Below are 18,784 nucleotides of genomic sequence, written 5' to 3' on the forward strand. Positions count from 1 at the left end.
TCTTTCATTTTCTCGGTAGCCTCATAGATTACCTTTTGCACATAGGTATCCAAACGCTCTTTGAGTTCTGCCTTGCGCTCGGGGTGTTCCAATCGCACTTGTTTGCGGGCGTGATGCCCAGTGGCTGAAAGAAAATCAAATACTAAGGTAAGTTTGTACTCAAAGCGATAATACAACTCAGGGTTGAAGAACATTTGAGTAAGTTGTTCTTCCAAAGCAGGAAGCAACTCATTGTCTATAAAATCGTCAGGAAGCTGGTCAAAGTCTTTGATGGTAATAGAAGGACAAGTATATTCTTCCTCATTATTATGAAACTCTATTTTGTTCTTTCGCTGCTTGATTTTTAAATAATCGGTAATACCTTCCCAAAGTTCATTTCTACCATAAGGCTTTTTAGGAAGATCTAATTCGTCAAAGGTAGCAGCTACACCTAGTAGGATTTCTTTGATGATGCTTTCTGTGTTCATTATTGGTTTTTGTATTTAGTTGTTAAGAGGTGCCCTCCACTGCAAAGAAGACTTTTCTCTTATCTCTTACCTATTATAAAAAGCTGCTGCAGATGTTACAAAACGATTAAAGGCTGCTGTTACAATAGGAGCATTTTTAATAGTAAGAGCAAAGGGGTTTATATGGGTATAAGGATAATTGTAATCGTCTATCTGTACCTCTATATTGATATTGCGATAACCGCCTTTTAGGGTATTGAGAGCTTCGATAGGTGGTGTTACTTCATCTTTTTCTAATACCAAAGCTTTAATTTGATTTTCGAGTTGCGAAAAACGTTGCTCACGCTCTTTCTGGTAATAATTATAGCGCAACATCGTTTTGAACCAACCTTCATCAAAATGAAGTTCACTATCTTGATAATGCCTTAGACGATCGTCGTTCTTGAAGTTGGTACTCAGCAACTCGGCAAAGGTTTTTTGCATCGTTATGGCAGCACGACCGTCCATTATATATTTGGAGATGGGGAACATACGATCGATAGTCATTCCTCCACAAAAGCAAAAGAGTTTGGCATTGGCAAAATATCCTTTGGGGTTTGCCATCATCAGTATTACTGAGAGGAAAGAGCCTATGGAGTAGCCAAAGAGGTCTACTGTAGCCGTTGGGGTAATGGTAGGGAAAACTCCCGCTTTTAAGTCGGTGATGAACTGCACTATATCATTATAGGTTTGCAATCCCGACCAAAATAGGCGCTGAGGAAAAGCGTCTAAACGCGTGGAGGTCGCTGCATTCACATAAGAAGTTTCGGAATTATCGGGGAACTCATTCATACGCTTTTGAGCAATGGCATACATCTCTTGGCGAGAACTCCAACGCTCAGGGGCGCGATTCATATGAAATGCTATGGGGAAAAGCACTATCGCTTTGCCTGTTTGAGTTGCCAAACCATAAGCCCACGGCAGATATTTATCCCATTTTTTCTCGTTGAGCCCGTGGAAAACGATAATCACCCCGTCAGACTTTTCTACACTGAGGGGTTGCACGATGTGATACTGGAAGTGGATGTTACAATCCACATCATAGTCAGCCCAGTGCAAATCGTCTTGAGCATCATTGAGTTGAGAGGAGAACGCTACCTTGTGTTCTTGGCAAAACAAATGCGGACTCCCTGGCAGGTAATGCTTAGCTCCTTCTGAAAAGAAGTTGCTATGCAAAATACGAATACCCAATTCAGGCACTTCAGTATCGCGCTGGGTATCGAAAATCGTTTTTAGCTTGTTGTACAATTCGTAATATTCCATATTTTTATAAATTAGCAAATGTAAAAATTCACTAATTTGCTAATGATAGGGTTACCAACCAGAGTTTTGTTTCCATTTTCCTTGTTCATAGTCGATATCATCTACAGGGATAGGCCATACTATTTTGTGATAGAAAGTACTTCCTGTTTGGATATTGAGATCGCTATAATCGGTCGTTGGGTTATTTCTGATAGCAGTTATATCTTGAGGGGTTCCTCGTTTTACGGGCAATCCCCATCGATTGAGGTCGTATAGTCGGAAGTCTTCAAAGGCTAATTCTCTATTGCGTTCGTTTTGTATATCGGCAAATAGGTTATTTCCTGAAGTAGTAACAGCGGAGAGACCTCTAGCTGCGCGCAATAAGTTTAAGTAGTTTTTAGCGTTAGTTTCGTCATTATTTTTATAGGCAGCTTCGGCAGCTATAAGATATGTTTCGGCTATTCGGAAAAGTTTGGCTTTGTGTCCATAATAATAATTATAACTATCGACAAGTTCTAATTGTGTATTTCGGGGGTATTTGTTTACAGCATAGAGGGAACTAAATCCTATAGTTACTTCTTTTAGGAAAACGTCTTTACGCCAATCGTTAATAGTGAATAGATCTATAAAATCTTGTGTAGGTAGGACATTAGGGTTTGCTTCTATTTGTCCTGGGAAAAAGAAACTTTCACTTTCGCCTAGATAGATATCATTGGTATTATCGGAGGTTTCATAAACACCTGCATTGACAGCGGCGTATAATTGGAGTATATTCTCAGTATTATCATCTTCTGTCCATATTTTTTTGAAATTGTTGGCAGAGGTAGCGAGAGGGTATCGATTTGTATTGATAAGTTCTTTGGCTACTTGATAAGCTTGTGCCCAATCGTTTTTATAGAGTAATACTCTTGCTTTGAGAGCTTTTGCCACATCGATATTGAAAGTATCTGCGCCTTCTGTTCCTATTTGGTTTGCCAATAAGTTTTCGGCTTTTTGGATATCACTAAGGATAAAGTCATAGGTTTCTGCGACAGAGCTACGAGGGGGGAAGTTTTTGAGAGTAGGGGTATCGAGTAGAGGGAGTCCTAAATCGGTATTAGCCGTAGTACTATTATAAGGTTTACAGAAGTGAGTAACCAAATAAGCATAGCAATAGGCGCGCCCCAAATACAATTCCCCTGTAAGTCCTTTTATTTCATCTTGTTCTGGTATCTTAGAGAAGCCTTTGATACCTGTATTTATATCTTGGATAATTAGGAATCGTTCTTTCCAAATAGAGGCAGTAGCCTGTTCTGAAGAAGCGAAAGTAGACCAGCGATGCATATCGGGGAGTTTTTCCATAGCTCCTTCGGCAGCGTTGAGGAAATCGGCTTGTAGGTCTGAGGCATACATTTGTTGACCTTGATTGATATTTCTCAGGCCATTATACATTCCGTTTACCCACATTTGGGCATCTTGTTTATTATTAAAGCTATTATTTTCACTTGCATAGTCATAGGGGTCTAAGTCTAGACGGGCGCAAGCAGTAGGCAAAGATAGCGATAAGGAAGATAAAAGGATTGAATATATTATTTTTTTCATTTTATTTTAGAATTTAAGTTCTACACCTATGGTAAATTGGCGAGTAGGAGGATAACCACCTCTTGATAATACGTTAGAAAACTCGGGGTCGGCGCCAGAATATTTAGTAATGGTAAAAATATTGCGTGCAGATGCGTATAGTCGTACCGCTGAAAAGAATTTCAATTGTTCTATTACCTCTTGAGGGATCGCATAACTCAAACTTATGCTTTTCAGGCGCATATAAGAAGCGTTTTCGAGCAAACGGGTATCTTTACGCATATAGTAAGCGCTGCTGAGTTTAGGGATTTCAGTATCATCGCCATTTTGTTTCCAATAATTTAACAATTCTCTACTAAAATTTTTACCTCCGAAAGTACTTTGGTTTAAAGTGTAGTATCTATCTTCATTGATAAGCCATTTTCCTAAGGCATAAGAAAAGGCTAGATCGAGGGATAGATTTTTATAGGTAGTACTTACTCCAAAACCGCCATTGATAGGGGCGAACATTTTTTTCCCGGTAGTTTGTATTAGGTCTTCACTGAATTGAGTAGTAATTTTGGAGTCATCTTTTTGTTGTATCATAGGGTTATTTTCATTTCGTTGATACCATTCGGCATCGCCGCTATTATTAATCCCTTTGAAAATAGGTAGAGCCCATTGTAGAGGTTCATTTAGTCTATATCCATTATTAAAGAGCCTATTGACAAAATTATCTTTATTTAAGAATAGGGAGGTTACCTTTTGTTGATTGTAATTCAGATTGAAATAAGGTCGTATACTTAGGTCGTTATTTTTACTTTTATAAGCGGTTGTTGTAATTGTAAGGTCAAAACCTCTATTTTGCATATCGCCTATATTATCGGGGACAGAAGTAAATCCTGAAGTAGAGTTGATATATCGTTGAGCGAGTGTTTTATGGGTATTTCGTTCGTAGACTTCAAAGTTGATAGAGGTACCTTTGATGATACCGATATGTAGGCCTATTGTTGTTTTTTGTTGTTCTTCCCACATAATATCGGGATTACCGAGCATAGCTATAAAATATCCTGGGTTTTGTTTGTATAAGCTTTCTGCATTTACCAAGGTTCTATTACGATAGTCTCCAATAGAAGAGTTACCTGAAATACCTGTGCTAAAACGCAAATCTAAGCTCGTAAGCCAATTTACTTTTTGCAAGAATTTTTCATCTTTGAGTTTCCACATCGCTCCTATTGCCCAGAAATTGGCATATCGGTTGTTTGCGCCAAAGGCAGAGGATCCATCACGGCGTGCTGATAGGTCTATAAAATAACGATGTTTATAAGAGTATTCTAAACGAGTGAAATAGGAATTAAAGCCTGTTTCTGAATGGCTATCACCTACGCTATACTCTTTAGTTCCGTGAGTGAGCATTGATAAAGCATCTGAAGGTTGCCCTTTAGAGGAAGCATTGAATGAGCGCCACATAGTTTCTATAGATTCTTGTCCTAATAGAAAATCAAAATCGTGTAGGTTGTTGATAGTCCATTTATATTGTAATAGGTTAGTATAGGTACGGCTTATATATTTATTGAAATATCTAAAAGTTTGAGCTATAGTTTTGCTACTATCATTACTAAAACGATAATCTATATAAGAAGGCAGAGGACCTTTACTTTCTGTTTCGTTTACATTGTATTGTATACCTATTTGGGTTTTGAATGTTAAATTTTTGATAGGTTCTATTTGCAGGTAACCTATAGGCAATATATCCTCGCTATAGTCATTAGAAGGGTATTTTTCAGCCACATAGTCGGGGTGAAAGAATCCATTTTGGCGATTGACGAAAGAAGCGATATAGTTTTTTCTTTTTCCATCACTTTCTTTATCAGAATAGATAGGAAGAGATAATATATCGGTTTCACCGCCACCTCCACCTGAAACTCCTTCGGTATTAGTAGTTCCTAAAGAGATTGAAAGACCAGCTTTTAGCCAATCAGTTATTTGAGTATCTAAATTGGCATTAAGATTATATCGTTTATAATCGGAACGTGCTTTTATACCTTGTTGGTCTAAGTAACCTAATGAAAGGTAATAAGAGGAGGTGTTGCTTCCTCCTGAAACAGAGAGGTCGGTGCGAGAAATGGGGGCGAAATCGTGGAAGAAGACCTTATCCCAATGAGTATTATAAGGGTTTTCGGCCAAGATTTTATCAGCGATTTCTCTTGCGGTAGTTTGAGTATATCCAGAACGTCTACCAAATGCGACGATGGCGTTAGGATCTTTTTCTACCCAGAAATTCATATACTCTTGTGGAGTAGCCATATTTTCGAAGAATTTACGGGTTACATTGGTTCGCATAGAAAAGCCCAACTGATGATTGATAGTAATATGAGTTTTTTCATTGCGTTTTCCTCTTTTGGTAGTGATTAAAATAACCCCATTGGCAGCGCGTGCGCCATAGATAGAAGTAGAAGCGGCATCTTTGAGAACAGTTACACTTTCTATATCAGCAGGGTTATAAGAATTCATCACATAGCTACTTACGGGGGCGCCATCGATGATGTAAAGAGGTTCTGAAACAATTGTTTTATCAAAAACAGACATAAAAGTATTAAGCCCGTGAATGAGTACGGAAGAGCTTGCTCCAGGTTTTCCTGACTCGGTAGTTACGACCATTCCGGCCACTTTACCTTGTAGGGCATCAGAGATATTTGCATTAGGGGTTTGAGCAAAATCTTTTCCTTGTACAGTAGCTACTGAAGCCACTGTACGGCTAGCTACTTTTTTACCTCCATAGCCTACTACCACAGTACCTTCGAGCTGTTGCACATCCTCTTGCATAGTAACATTAAGTTCTTTAGTACCTGCAGTGATTTTCTTCTCTACGGTTTTCATTCCCAAGAAAGAGAACTTGAGCACATCACCCACATTAGCTTTTAGGGAGTAATGCCCATCGAAATTAGTAGTAGCGCCTCGTTGGGTACCTTTTACTAAGATAAAAACACCTAATAAAGGTTCACCTTTATCGTCCTTTACAGTTCCTGAAATTTCTATTTGCTGAGCGCTCATAGAGCCTACCATTAGCAAAAAGAATAACCAAACATAATTTTTTGATAATCTTTCTCTCATAATTACTTAAAAAATAAGCGCAAAGTTTTTCAAAAAAAAATGAGATATGCAAATTAATTTGCTGATTTGTTAGCTACCAACCCCGAAGGGGGACTATTCGTTAAAGTAAGGATTTGTTAGATAATTTATTTTGAAGATTTGATGATTGGGCGATTTTATGTTTTATTTTTGCCAATTCAAAAAAATGTATTACCTTTGCGCCCGGAAATCCTCAGAGAGACTATTTGAGGATTTTTTATTTTTATATAAACATAACAACATCTAGAAAAGAATATTATGAAAAAAGTATCATACTACACTCCAGAAGGACTGAAAAAGCTCCGCGATGAGCTCAATCATTTGAAAGATGTAGAACGCCCTCGTGCCTCTCAAGCTATTGCCGAAGCCCGCGACAAAGGCGACCTATCAGAAAATGCTGAGTATGACGCTGCTAAAGAAGCGCAAGGTTTATTGGAAATGAAAATAGCTAAACTTGAAGAATTGGTAGCTAATGCCCGCATCATTGATGAATCTCAACTTGATGTGAGCAAAGTGCTTATTCTTTCGACCGTAAAACTAAAGAACCTCGCTAACAAGATGGAAATTACCTATACCCTTGTAGCAGAAAGTGAAGCCGATCTCAAAGCAGGAAAGATATCGGTAAGTTCGCCTATTGGCAAAGGACTTTTAGGTAAATCAGTAGGTGAAATTGCTGAAATTAAAGTACCTAATGGCACTCTTAAAATGGAGATTTTAGAAATCACAAGATAAGATAACAAGTAACAGGTAAAAAATATGAGTATCTTTACAAAAATCATCAATGGGGAGATTCCTTGCTACAAAGTAGCTGAAGACGATGAGTTTATCGCTTTCTTTGATATCAATCCGAACGCTAAAGGACACACTCTTTGTGTACCTAAACAAGAAATTAGCTATATCTTTGATATGGATGATGCGCACTATTTGCGCCTAATGGCTTTTTCTAAACGCGTAGCCAAAGCACTCAAAAAAGTAGTGCCTTGTGAGCGTATAGGCGTAGCAGTTGTAGGACTTGAAGTTCCTCACACTCACGTACACCTCATTCCTATTAGCGAAATGAAAGAAATGACTTTCCAACACAAGGTTAAACTCACCGATGAAGAGTTTAAAGAACTCTCTGAGAAAGTGCGCAAAGCATTATAGCTTACTGCCTAAGCTGAATACAAAAAAGGCTATCAACAACTAATATAATTGTTGATAGCCTTTTTTGTTTGTACTACTATTAACTCAATAAAGAGTCTAATGCATCGGTGTAAGTCTTTTTAGGAGCTACTCCTACTTGGCGACCTACTACTTCACCGTTTTGGAATACCAATACAGTAGGGATGTTGCGAATGCCATATTTACCAGCAAACTCTTGGTTGTTATCCACATCTACTTTGCCTACTACTACTCTACCTTCGTATTCTTTAGATATTTCTTCTATAACGGGAGCGAGCATACGGCAAGGACCGCACCACACTGCCCAAAAGTCTACTAATACAGGTTGGCTACTTTTAAGCACCAACTCTTCAAAATTTCCATCTGTTATTTCTAATGCCATACTAATATGTTTTTTGTATTGTTGTTAAAAATTTGAGGCAAAGATACGATTTTTATCGAATATGCCAAGCCTCTAAGTAATAGTTTTTCGTTATACTGTTATAACATTCATTATCTACGCACTGATTGCAAGAATTCTGAAAGTTTCTTTTTACCAGAAGAAAAAGTAAATTTGCTTTGCAATTGATAGTAGTTCTGAGGGTCTACCACATTGGGGTAGGCTTCTTGAGCGATGATAAGTTTATTATCGTCAAAAGAAAGTTCTTCCATCAGTTCGCCTATTTGCTCGGTGGTAAATGAGACAATATTTTTTTGGGCACGGAAGAAAGCCAGCTTATCTTTATCGAAAGTTTCGTCCTTGTACATCTTAAAGAAGTTATTAAAATCACCTTGACGCATCATAGGAGCACCTCCATAGCCTCCGCCGTATGAGCGATTCCACACATCATTCCATTGACGACCGTGATAGGAGGGCTGATTGTTGTTCAAGCTAATTTCGTCTAACAAATACAATCCATCACGTGAAAAGAAGTCCATTACCATACGAGTATTGTCACGTGGATTAATAGTTACGCGGTAAATCAGCGTGCGTCCTTGCCAGATACTGAGTGGTTGAGGAGTAGCAGTTAGGTCGAAAAATCGATACATACCGGTAGTACTAGTAATTTCTTGATCACCTATACTCACCGTAAAGCGACCACGTTCAGGAATGCGGATAAACACTTCGGCATAACCACCATTATAGTCGTATTCCCAATCGATATTCACCGAGATACCACTAACCCCAATTACAGATCGGGCTTGTTTGTTTTGGCGGTACTCATTTTGTAATAAGCGTCCAGCTGAGCCTACTTCTTGAGCCCAACTTACAGAGGCAAGGGCCCCTAAACATAGTAATAATAACTTTTTCATAAGGTATATGGTATTTTATTGACAATAGGTAGCGAAATTCGTGCCAAAGGCATTTTTTAGGTAAGAGATAAGAAGTAAGAGATAAGATTTTGTACTACAAATATTAATGAAGAGATTGAACAAAAATAGATCAAGTGATATTTAACAATAATTTAACACCAATAAAAGGGTGAATTTGTATCTTTGCGCCGTTGAACTAATACAAACAATATAAGCAAATGAAAAATCTTTTAAAAATGGCTTTTATAGCCGTAGCAATTTTTGTAACATCGTGTGGAAAATCGGACGAACAAACAAATAATCAAACAAATAATAATAATAATTTAGTAGGAAGTTGGATTATTGAAAGTGAAACAGAAAATGGTATTGCAAAAGTTCTTAATGAATGCGAAAAGAAAAACACTTATACTTTTACTACTGATAACAAATATTCTTTAGTTTCTTACGACAAAAATCCTGCAAATAATCAATGTGAAGAAAATCTGGAGGAAGGCACTTACACTATTACTGGAAAACAGATTGTTTTAACAGAAAAAGGAGATAGAATAGGTGAAGCTGATGAAGCTACTTTTTCTATAGCCAACAACAAACTCACTCTTACTTTTGAAGATTTCAACGAAAGTAGTAGTGCTACAGAAACTACTGTTTATATCTATAAGAGAAAATAACCTTTGCTTTTACAAAAGTTAAAAAAGCGCAATACCTCAAGGGGTGTTGCGCTTTTATTATTTATTTGTTTGGATATTTAAAAAAAATCCTCAATATTAGAAATTGTATTGCAATCAACTACTTTTTAGCAGTGGTTTTCTTGCGGGCAGTAGTTTTCTTAGGGGTTTTCTCAGTAAGGAGTGCAAGGGCTTGTTCTTTAGTGAATGTTGCTACATCAGTATCTTTAGGGAGTTCTACCTTGGTTTTACCTTTGATGAGGGTAAAACGCCCCCAACGTGCTTTCTCTATACGAATAGTTCCTTCATCCCATTCTCTTACTACTTTCTCTGATTCTTTTTTGAGTTTATCCTCTATGAGTTCCTGTACATCTTGCTGGGTGAGGTGATCGAAATTGTATTTTTTAGGCACACTGATATAGGTATTGTTCCACTTGATAAAAGGTCCAAAACGACCTACTCCTTTGGTTACCTCTACCCCCTGATAAGTAGCAATAGGGGCATCGGCTTTTTTCTTTTCGCCGATGAGTTGTTTAGCGCGCTCAAGGGTTACGCTAAATACATCTTCTCCTTTATCGAGCGATATAAAAGCTTCACCATAACGCACATAAGGTCCAAATCTACCTACATTCACCTCTACATTCTTGCCTTCTACAATACCTAACTGACGAGGGAGTTCAAAGAGCTTGAGGGCTTCCTCGAAGGTAATGGTTTCGATAGACATACCCGCTAACAGACTCGCATAAATAGGTTTTTCGGCATCATCGGGGTTACCTATTTGTGCCATTGCACCGTAACGACCTAAGCGCACACTGAGAGGACGACCACTTTTAGGGTCGGTACCGAGTACACGCTCCCCTGTTTCGCGACCTGTGTGTTTTTCTACATTTTCTACCACAGGGTGAAAATGTTTGTAGAAATCAGAAAGCATCTCTGTCCAATTCTCATTACCTTCGGCTATTTCGTCGAAGCTGTTTTCTACTTTAGCCGTGAAGTTATAGTCCATTATGGTATCGAAATGGTTTACGAGAAAATCGTTTACCACACTACCTATATCAGTAGGAATAAGTTTGCCTTTATCGGCGCCTACGCGTTCACTGAGAGTTTTGGGGGTAATTACATTAGCTTTAAGAGTGAGTTGGTGATAAGGACGCACTTCCCCTTCAAGGGTACTACGCTCTACATAACCACGATTTTGAATAGTGGAGATGGTAGGTGCGTAAGTAGATGGACGCCCAATACCAAGTTCCTCTAATTTTTTCACCAATGAAGCCTCAGTATAACGAGGCAACGGACGGGTAAAACGTTCTGTAGCAGAGATATATCTATTAGCAAGTACTTCTCCTTTTTTAAGGTTAGGCAGCATTCCTTCTTGTTCTTCTTCCTCATCATCGGTACTTTCTAAATACACTTTTAGAAAACCGTCGAACTGTACCATTTCACCATTGGCAACGAAATATTCTTTGTGCTTATCGGCTTCTATTTTCACGGTGGTACGCTCTATTTGAGCATCTGCCATTTGGGAAGCCAAAGTGCGTTTCCATATCAGTTCGTAGAGTTTATTTTGGTCGGTTTCTGCTGGAATACTAGAGCGGCTCATATCGGTAGGGCGAATTGCTTCGTGAGCTTCTTGCGCCCCTTTGCTTTTGGTAGCGAAGTTGCGCACTTGGCTGTATTGCTCTCCAAAAAGCTGTACAATAGCATTTTTGGCAGTGCTAAGAGCTTCTTGTGAAAGGTTCACGCTATCGGTACGCATATAGGTAATAAATCCAGATTCGTACAAGCGTTGGGCTACCGTCATTGTTTTGCTAACTGAAAAATGCAATTTACGCGCCGCTTCTTGTTGAAGCGTGGAAGTAGTGAAAGGTGGCGCAGGCATTTTTTTAGCGGGTTTTGTTTCTAAGGATTGTACCTTGAAGTTCGCTCCTATATTCTGTTGCAAGAAAGCCTCAGCTTCTGCTTGAGTATCAAAATTTTTAGGTAAGGCAGCTTTCACCACCTTTCCTTCAGAAGTTGTAAATTCGGCGGTAATTCTGTAAGACGATTGCGTTTTGAAGTCTTGTATTTCGCGTTCGCGCTCCACAATAAGGCGTACCGCTACCGATTGCACACGCCCTGCTGAGAGCCCACTTTTAATTTTTTTCCACAATACTGGGGAGAGTTCATAGCCCACGAGGCGATCGAGTACGCGGCGTGCTTGTTGTGCATTTACCAAATTGTAATCGATGGTACGAGGGTTCTTAATTGCATTCTCTATAGCCGATTTGGTAATAGAGTTGAAAACAATACGTTTGGTATTCTCATTTTTCAGTTTGAGAGTTTCGGCGAGATGCCACGCAATAGCTTCTCCTTCACGGTCTTCATCGGAAGCCAACCATACGGTTTCGGCAGTAGCAGTGAGTGATTTAAGCTCTTTTATAAGATTTTTCTTATCGTTAGAGATAAGGTAATTAGGTTTAAAACCGTTGTGGATATCTACCCCTAACTCGTTAGAAGGCAAATCTACAATATGCCCATAGCTGGACACCACTTTGTAGTCCTTACCCAAGAACTTTTCAATAGTTTTAGCCTTTGCAGGCGACTCTACAATCACTACATTCTTAGCCATACGCTTGTTTGTTATTTTGAGTTATTGGGGGCAAAAGTACGAAATAATTACGAATGACGAACGACGAACGAAGAAAAAATGCTTTTCTTTCTATTTTTCATTCTTTGGTTCGAGTACTTTGCCACCTTTTTTAAATATTTTCTGCATCAACCCTTTGAAGGTATTGAAATCTACTGAATAAGTGAGTCCTACCCCTTGGGCATACCCTATACGATCGAGCATATATTGTTGCCATTCGTTTTCACGGTTGAATATTTTGGCAATGAGGCTACCATCGGGATTTAATCGGAATTGCACCTCTACATTTCCTGCTACGGCGGTACGGCTCACCCCCCCTACAGGGATACCTACTTTAGCATTTACACTTGCCCACTCGGTAATTTGGGTAGAAACGGTGAATCCGAGTCGGTCGCTATTGATATCTGAAGGGCCATCGTTGATACCAGCTTCGTATGATACGCCTAAGTTCAATTTGTTGTCTTCATCAGATAACAATTGGTTGAACAAACCTGCTGCTGTTTCAAAGAGGTTATAGGCGAGCAAACGGTTATCGGTGTTTTTCTCACTCATAAACGATCCTTGAGCCAATAGGGAGAATGCTTGCATTTGTTTGCGGTCTTGATCTTCTAGTTTATAATTAAGTTCGGAGACTAAGCTAGGGCTACTATCGGGAAATGTAATATCAAACAAAGTTTCGGGTCGCATTAGTTCACCTTCTAGTTTGATAATTACTTGAGTATTTATTTTTCGGTTGTATTGCTTGCTTTCTAGCAGGGAGCTTGGGTTAGCATTAAGGTTATAAGCAGCTTTGAGGTCGCGCAAAGTTGCTTTTAGAGGGTCGCCACTCCAAGAGATAGAACCTCCTGGGAGTACTGTAAATCGTTTGTCGATAATATTTTCGTATTTAAAATTGTAAAAACCTGAGTATGTGATAAAGTCGCCCCACATATTGAATTTTCCGTTGGTATTAATTTCGATGAGGAGCGTACCTGCACCACGTCCGACGAGGTTACTTCCTGTTTTTTTATCCATTACGATTTCGACTTCGGCAGAGGGGAGGATATCGAGTTCGAAGTTTAGTTCTAGACCTTTGATAGACTCTAAATCTCGGTTAATTTGTATTTTTTTATCGCCTTTTTCTATAAATGTGATGAAGGAGTCGTCGCCTACGCTTTCACTATCGCTGAGAGGTATTTTGAAAGAGGTACCTTCTTCGGTTTTTGCATTTACTTTGATAGCTATTTCGTCTAAAGCGCCTTTAATTGTAGCATTTCCTTTCATAAAAGCAGTTCCATAGAAGAGTGCATCATCGGTATAAGGGGTATTGAGCACCATAAAACGCTTTCCGAGGGTTTGCAATTTTAGGTCTAAGAACCAATCTAACAATCGGTTATGTCTGATTGAACCATTGAGGGTAGCTTGGGTTTTATAGGCTGTATCGGTGAGTAGCCAATTATTTATATCGAAAGTTTTATTATTTACTTTTATTTGAGCACCTTCTTGTATATCGGTATTGAGTTTGAGATAAGTAATCCCTACACCTGCCTTATGCAAGGTGAGCGCACCATCCATCAGCGGATCGGTTACACTCCCGTTTATCTTCACTTGTCCTGACATAGTACCGCGCAGGTCGTAGAAAATACCTTCCAAAAAGGGATTGAAAGGAGAGAGAGCAAAGTCTTTAAAATGAGCTGTAAGGTCGAGTAATGTTCCTTTTTTCTTATCCAAATTGATTTTTCCTCGTGTAGCAAATCCAAGAGCTCTACCATTGGAAAAGAAAGCTCCTACATCAAATGACGATAAATCATTATTACCAAAGATGCCCACTTCTAAATCGCCATAGTCGTAGCCGTTCAGTTTGAAATACTGAATAAAGAGATCGGCTGAAGGGTAATACAAGTTTCCTCGCTGGGTGAGTGACACATTGCCATTGAGCGTTCCCGTGAGGTTGAGTCCCTTCATTTCGGGAACAATCTTATCTAACGCCACATTATGCGCCACCAAGTGCAGATTCTTGTAATCTTTGGTTGTAATAAGTCCACTGAGGTTTATATACTGGTTTTGGTGCGCCATTTTGAAGTTGCTCACCTTAATAGTATCGGCTGTACGGTTGAGGACAATTTTGTTGTACTCATTCATCGCATTCTCACGATTGATATACCACGCATTCCCTTTGAAATCTATGAGTGATTTTTTAATACCAATGATAGATTCTTGTTTCTTATTCAGTGTATGATAGAAATTCAGCTCGTAAGTATCTTTACCTGTATCCCCTCCTTTGAACTCGGTGCGAAAGAAAAGAGTATCCTTAATAGTAGTATTAATCAGGTTGAAATCCTGAATAGCATAGACACCAAAATCAGCTTTCTTCACTTCAAAATAAGTGTTGTAGAGCGGATTTTTATTGTCAATTTCAAGACTAAGACTATCAATTTGATTGTCGTAGGCATTGATGCTCGGCGATTTCATTTGGAATTTAAAACTTCCCCTATCAGCATCTATATTACCATTCACAAAAGTATTGCTGCCTATTTTCACTTTAGGCACGAACACTTCTACAATTTTGTTGTAGATATTGAAATGAAAATCTACATATTGGTTTTTCTCTATTTTATAAGGATTATAGTGGGTATAGATGCTTCCCACAGCATTTTGGAGTACTTTTTTGAGTTCAATTAATTTAAACTTCCCTTTTACATTCCCGCTGACAATATCAGGAGAATTAATTGTAATTTCTTTGATTCCATTGTTGAGAGTTGAAACTACTTCAAAATCTTTAAAAGAAAAATCGCCTGCTGAATTGATGTAGTTCGTATTTTTAAAGGCTATTTTACCTACAATATCATCTAATTGATTACCTGAAATATCTATTACCACCTTACCACAGAACTGTGAAATGCTATCCATCTCCATAAAATGTAAAGCATGGAGGTCGGCTAAAGTGATATCGGCTTGGAAGTCAAATTTATTATTTTTACCTGATAGATCGGCAAGTCCGTTGAAACTCATTTTAAGATTGGGGTCGCGAGCATCTATTTTACCGCTAAACACCTGATTGCGAAACTCTCCATTGATACCTATGCGCTGATAGTTATAACCGTTATAGCCTACGGAATGAATGGTGCCATTGGCATAGAGTTTCATCGTAGCGAAATCTAATCCCTCACCACGCACCAACATATCGGTGCTGATAGCCCCTATACTAGGGTCATCTAAAATTTTGCCTAAATGGAATTGATTGGTAGTGAGTGTTCCTTTGAAAGCTGTTTTATCGGTGTGAGTAAGGTCGTCTAAAGAGCCATCGATATGAGCTTCTCCATCATTAGTTTTCAGTAACACATTTGTTTGCAAAGAAGTAGTTCGGTAAGCGAAATCACCATCTAAGGAGAACATTCCCAGCCTTTGCAGTTCCTCTGGAATACTTTTACCCAAGATTTCGGGCATTAAATAAGCCAAATCGTTATAAATACTCTCGGCGTGTATCCCCTTGCCAATAACAGCAATATTAGCGTGTTCAGAAAGCAGATTTTGGAAAGCCAAATCACCTTGTATAAGTGTATTTTGATAGGATATTTTACCTTGAGGAATCACAAAATTGTTCAAGGTACCCTTCATAGTTACCCCTTCTAACACTATATCTCTACCACCGTTAAAACCGTTATAAAAAGTGTTCAAATCGGTGGTGTTTACTTTAGCTTTAGGCAGATTGACATCAAAAACTACTTTATTTACAAAATCGCCAAAACTACCATTATGAGGCAGCATTGTTATCGTACCTTGAATATCGGTTTGTGGTGTTTGCAGTCGCAAATCCTTAGCCTGCATCAAGCTATCAGTATAACTAAAATAGGTATTTAGGTGAGTAACCTCCAATTTATCGTCGAAATGGAAGTTACCTTCTTTCATATCAAAGAAAACTTTACTCCCCAAGACTTTAAAATCGTTAATCGTTGTGTTGAGCCGGCTGACTTTCAGTATAGAAGGGTCCGGATTATTTTCATTGGAGATATAACAATAACTATCTTTGAGCTCTATACTTTTGGCTTTCATCACAAACTTACCCGTACTGGGTTCGCCCGAATCGAATTTATTTACAAATACATCAAGATTTGAAAGGGTGTCGCCTTTGTGAGTTTTCATATTGAAAACGAGGCTATCCCCTTTGACATTGCCAAAGTACAGATTACCCTCAATGAGTTGTTTGAAGTCTAAAATAGAAGTAGTGAGTTTTTTAGCTGAAATGAGTGTATCCTGTTTATGGTCGCGAATAAGAATGCGTTTCACATCTACATCACCATTGATTTTCACGTGAATACGCTCGATATTTAAGTCGATACCAAATTCCTTATTCAGATAAGCCACTGCTTTTTTAGCGATGAAGGTTTGAGTGGCAGGTAAGGTCAAAAGAAGAGCCGTAACCCCTAGTAACACAAGGGTTATAAGGAAGAAACGGACGAGTATTTTTCGTAATTTTTTGATAGAATGAGTGTTTTAGTTGCTGTTTATAAAGTAGGGGCGTTTTGCAAAACGCCCCTATAAATAATCATATTACGCGTCGATTTTAGCATATTTAGCGTTTTTCTCGATAAACTCACGACGTGGAGGCACTTCGTCTCCCATTAGCATAGAGAAAACGCGGTCGGCTTCAGTAGCGTTATCAATAGTTACTTGGCGGAGAGTACGGTGCTCGGGATTCATAGTTGTATCCCACAACTGGTGGTCGTTCATCTCACCCAAACCTTTGTAACGCTGGATAGTTACATTGCCCATTTCGGCAGAAAGAGCATCGCGTTGTTTGTCGTTCCAAGCATATTCCTCGCGTTTACTACCTTTACTCTTCACTAAATAAAGGGGTGGTGTAGCGATATACACGTGACCGTTCTCGATGAGTTCGCGCATATAGCGGAAGAAGAAAGTGAGGATAAGAGTTGTAATGTGTGAACCATCGACATCGGCATCACACATAATAATCACTTTATGATAACGCAGTTTACTCAAGTTAAGTGCTTTAGCATCTTCTTCAGTACCTACAGTTACCCCTAAAGCAGTATAGATATTCTTAATTTCGTCACTATCGAACACTTTGTGTTGCATTGCTTTTTCGACATTGAGGATTTTACCTCTAAGTGGCAATATCGCTTGGTTATCTTTATTGCGTCCTTGTTTAGCAGTACCTCCCGCTGAATCCCCCTCTACGAGGAAGAGTTCACATTTTGTTGGGTCTTCTTCAGAGCAATCAGCAAGTTTACCAGGGAGACCACCACCGCTCATCACGCTCTTACGCTGCACCATTTCACGAGCTTTGCGCGCTGCCTGACGAGCTTGAGCTGCCAAAATGACTTTCTCTACAATAGTTTTGGCATCATTAGGATTTTCTTCAAGATAATCTTCGAGCATTTGCCCAACGGCTTGAGATACAGCCGAAGTAACTTCACGGTTACCAAGTTTGGTTTTTGTTTGCCCTTCAAACTGAGGTTCAGCCACTTTCACCGAAATAACTGCAGTGAGCCCTTCACGGAAGTCATCACCTTCAATCTCTACAGGATTCTTTTTATCCTTACTCATTTTCTCGAGTAAGCCCGATTTATCAGCATAGGCTTTAAGGGTACGAGTGAGCCCCATACGGAAGCCTTGCAAGTGAGTACCACCTTCGGAAGTGTTAATGTTATTCACATAGGAATGGAGGTTTTCGTTGTAAGAGTCGTTGTAAATCATAGCAACCTCTACCGGAATGCCATTTTTTTCACCTTCCATACCGATTACCCCACCAATGATAGGCATACGGTTGCCATCGAGGAATTTTACGAACTCTTTCAAACCATTTTCTGAATAGAATTTCTCGGTAATAAAGTTACCTTTTTCGTCCTTATTACGGAGGTCGGTAAGGGTGATGGTAATACCTTTATTTAAATAAGCCAATTCGCGAATACGAGCGGCGAGGGTATCATATTTATATTCAGTAGTTTGTTCAAAAATCAATTCATCAGGGTGGAAAGTAACTTTAGTACCGCGTTTATCGGTTTCGCCCACCTGTTTTACAGGATATATAGCAACCCCACGCTGATACTCTTGTTCCCATATTTTGCCATCGCGGTATACGGTAGCCTTTAAATGGTCGGAAAGGGCATTCACGCAGGAAACCCCCACACCGTGCAAACCACCAGACACTTTGTAAGAACCTTTATCGAATTTACCACCTGCACCGATTTTGGTCATTACCACTTGGAGGGCAGAAACGCCTTCCTTTTTGTGTATATCAACGGGGATACCACGACCATTATCTTCTACGGTAATGGAATTATCTTCGTTAATTGTTACGGAAATAGTATCGCAATAACCGGCAAGAGCTTCGTCGATAGAGTTATCAAGCACCTCATAAACAAGGTGGTGCAAACCGCGAGGTCCTACATCACCGATGTACATAGAGGGGCGCATACGCACGTGTTCCATCCCTTCGAGGGATTGGATATTATCCGCTGAATAGTCAGCAGGATTTAATTGTTCGTTATCTAATTCTTCTGCCATAATTTTATTATCGAATCAAGGGTGCAAATTTAGTAATAATTTGTGAATTAACAAAATTTATTACCGAAGGAGGACAGAGAAAAACTCCCTGATGAATTAGATTCTATCAGGGAGTTTTGCATTAATTATTTGAG

At 39.0% G+C, this 18,784-nt stretch carries 12 protein-coding genes; 3 read left to right on the plus strand and 9 right to left on the minus strand.

Annotation, left to right across the window (positions count from 1 at the left end; all coding sequences use genetic code 11):
* From Q0162_RS06265 to Q0162_RS06280, 4 genes are all read right to left on the minus strand, one after another.
* A partial coding sequence (locus Q0162_RS06265; protein WP_297890482.1) for a DUF6138 family protein occupies positions 1–467 on the minus strand: 467 nt, incomplete at its 3' end.
* Positions 468–533: 66 nt separating this feature from the next.
* Complete coding sequence (locus Q0162_RS06270; protein WP_297890484.1) at positions 534–1,748, minus strand: DUF6051 family protein; 1,215 nt, start codon at positions 1,746–1,748, stop codon at positions 534–536.
* 51 nt (positions 1,749–1,799) lie between these two features.
* Positions 1,800–3,308 carry a RagB/SusD family nutrient uptake outer membrane protein gene (locus tag Q0162_RS06275; protein WP_297890486.1) on the minus strand — a complete coding sequence of 503 codons (1,509 nt, stop codon included), beginning with the start codon at positions 3,306–3,308 and terminating at the stop codon, positions 1,800–1,802.
* A 6-nt stretch (positions 3,309–3,314) separates the two neighbouring features.
* Positions 3,315–6,332, minus strand: coding sequence for a SusC/RagA family TonB-linked outer membrane protein (locus tag Q0162_RS06280; protein WP_297890503.1), 3,018 nt, complete (start codon positions 6,330–6,332; stop codon positions 3,315–3,317).
* Between the two features lie 324 nt (positions 6,333–6,656).
* On the opposite strand from Q0162_RS06280, the gene greA reads away from it, so the two are divergent.
* Together greA and Q0162_RS06290 are read left to right on the plus strand one after the other, a co-directional pair.
* Positions 6,657–7,130, plus strand: coding sequence for a transcription elongation factor GreA (greA, locus tag Q0162_RS06285; protein ID WP_297890488.1), 474 nt, complete (start codon positions 6,657–6,659; stop codon positions 7,128–7,130).
* Positions 7,131–7,154: 24 nt separating this feature from the next.
* Positions 7,155–7,541 (plus strand): HIT family protein, encoded by a 387-nt coding sequence (locus Q0162_RS06290; RefSeq protein ID WP_297890489.1) that lies wholly within the window; start codon positions 7,155–7,157, stop codon positions 7,539–7,541.
* A gap of 79 nt (positions 7,542–7,620) precedes the next feature.
* Here the strand turns inward: Q0162_RS06290 and trxA are convergent, their stop codons facing one another.
* Positions 7,621–7,941, minus strand: a complete 321-nt coding sequence (gene trxA / locus Q0162_RS06295; RefSeq protein ID WP_297890491.1) for a thioredoxin — start codon at positions 7,939–7,941, stop codon at positions 7,621–7,623.
* 110 nt (positions 7,942–8,051) lie between these two features.
* Complete coding sequence (locus Q0162_RS06300; protein ID WP_297890493.1) at positions 8,052–8,852, minus strand: DUF4476 domain-containing protein; 801 nt, start codon at positions 8,850–8,852, stop codon at positions 8,052–8,054.
* A 218-nt stretch (positions 8,853–9,070) separates the two neighbouring features.
* Here Q0162_RS06300 and Q0162_RS06305 point away from each other — a divergent pair, with 218 nt between their 5' ends.
* The gene (locus Q0162_RS06305; RefSeq protein ID WP_297890495.1) at positions 9,071–9,520 is read left to right on the plus strand and encodes a lipocalin family protein; all 450 of its coding nucleotides are present in this window, start codon (positions 9,071–9,073) and stop codon (positions 9,518–9,520) included.
* A gap of 118 nt (positions 9,521–9,638) precedes the next feature.
* Here the strand turns inward: Q0162_RS06305 and topA are convergent, their stop codons facing one another.
* From topA to gyrB, 3 genes are all read right to left on the minus strand, one after another.
* On the minus strand, positions 9,639–12,125 hold the full coding sequence (topA, locus tag Q0162_RS06310) for a type I DNA topoisomerase (RefSeq protein WP_297890497.1): 2,487 nt from the start codon (positions 12,123–12,125) through the stop codon (positions 9,639–9,641).
* Positions 12,126–12,215: 90 nt separating this feature from the next.
* A complete protein-coding gene (locus tag Q0162_RS06315) occupies positions 12,216–16,556 on the minus strand; it encodes a translocation/assembly module TamB domain-containing protein (protein ID WP_297890499.1) in 4,341 nt (1,446 codons plus the stop codon).
* 117 nt (positions 16,557–16,673) lie between these two features.
* Positions 16,674–18,650 (minus strand): DNA topoisomerase (ATP-hydrolyzing) subunit B, encoded by a 1,977-nt coding sequence (gene gyrB / locus Q0162_RS06320; RefSeq protein ID WP_297890501.1) that lies wholly within the window; start codon positions 18,648–18,650, stop codon positions 16,674–16,676.
* Positions 18,651–18,784 lie beyond the last annotated feature (134 nt).

Origin of the sequence: uncultured Capnocytophaga sp. (assembly GCF_937936315.1) — a bacterium.
Classification (GTDB): Bacteria; Bacteroidota; Bacteroidia; order Flavobacteriales; family Flavobacteriaceae; genus Capnocytophaga.

Coding starts and splice junctions, on each gene's coding strand:
- Q0162_RS06270 (WP_297890484.1), bottom strand. CDS start 1,748: ATGGAATATTACGAATTGTACAACAAGCTAAAAACGATTTTCGATACC.
- Q0162_RS06275 (WP_297890486.1), bottom strand. CDS start 3,308: ATGAAAAAAATAATATATTCAATCCTTTTATCTTCCTTATCGCTATCT.
- Q0162_RS06280 (WP_297890503.1), bottom strand. CDS start 6,332: ATGGTAGGCTCTATGAGCGCTCAGCAAATAGAAATTTCAGGAACTGTA.
- greA (WP_297890488.1), top strand. CDS start 6,657: ATGAAAAAAGTATCATACTACACTCCAGAAGGACTGAAAAAGCTCCGC.
- Q0162_RS06290 (WP_297890489.1), top strand. CDS start 7,155: ATGAGTATCTTTACAAAAATCATCAATGGGGAGATTCCTTGCTACAAA.
- trxA (WP_297890491.1), bottom strand. CDS start 7,941: ATGGCATTAGAAATAACAGATGGAAATTTTGAAGAGTTGGTGCTTAAA.
- Q0162_RS06300 (WP_297890493.1), bottom strand. CDS start 8,852: ATGAAAAAGTTATTATTACTATGTTTAGGGGCCCTTGCCTCTGTAAGT.
- Q0162_RS06305 (WP_297890495.1), top strand. CDS start 9,071: ATGAAAAATCTTTTAAAAATGGCTTTTATAGCCGTAGCAATTTTTGTA.
- topA (WP_297890497.1), bottom strand. CDS start 12,125: ATGGCTAAGAATGTAGTGATTGTAGAGTCGCCTGCAAAGGCTAAAACT.
- gyrB (WP_297890501.1), bottom strand. CDS start 18,650: ATGGCAGAAGAATTAGATAACGAACAATTAAATCCTGCTGACTATTCA.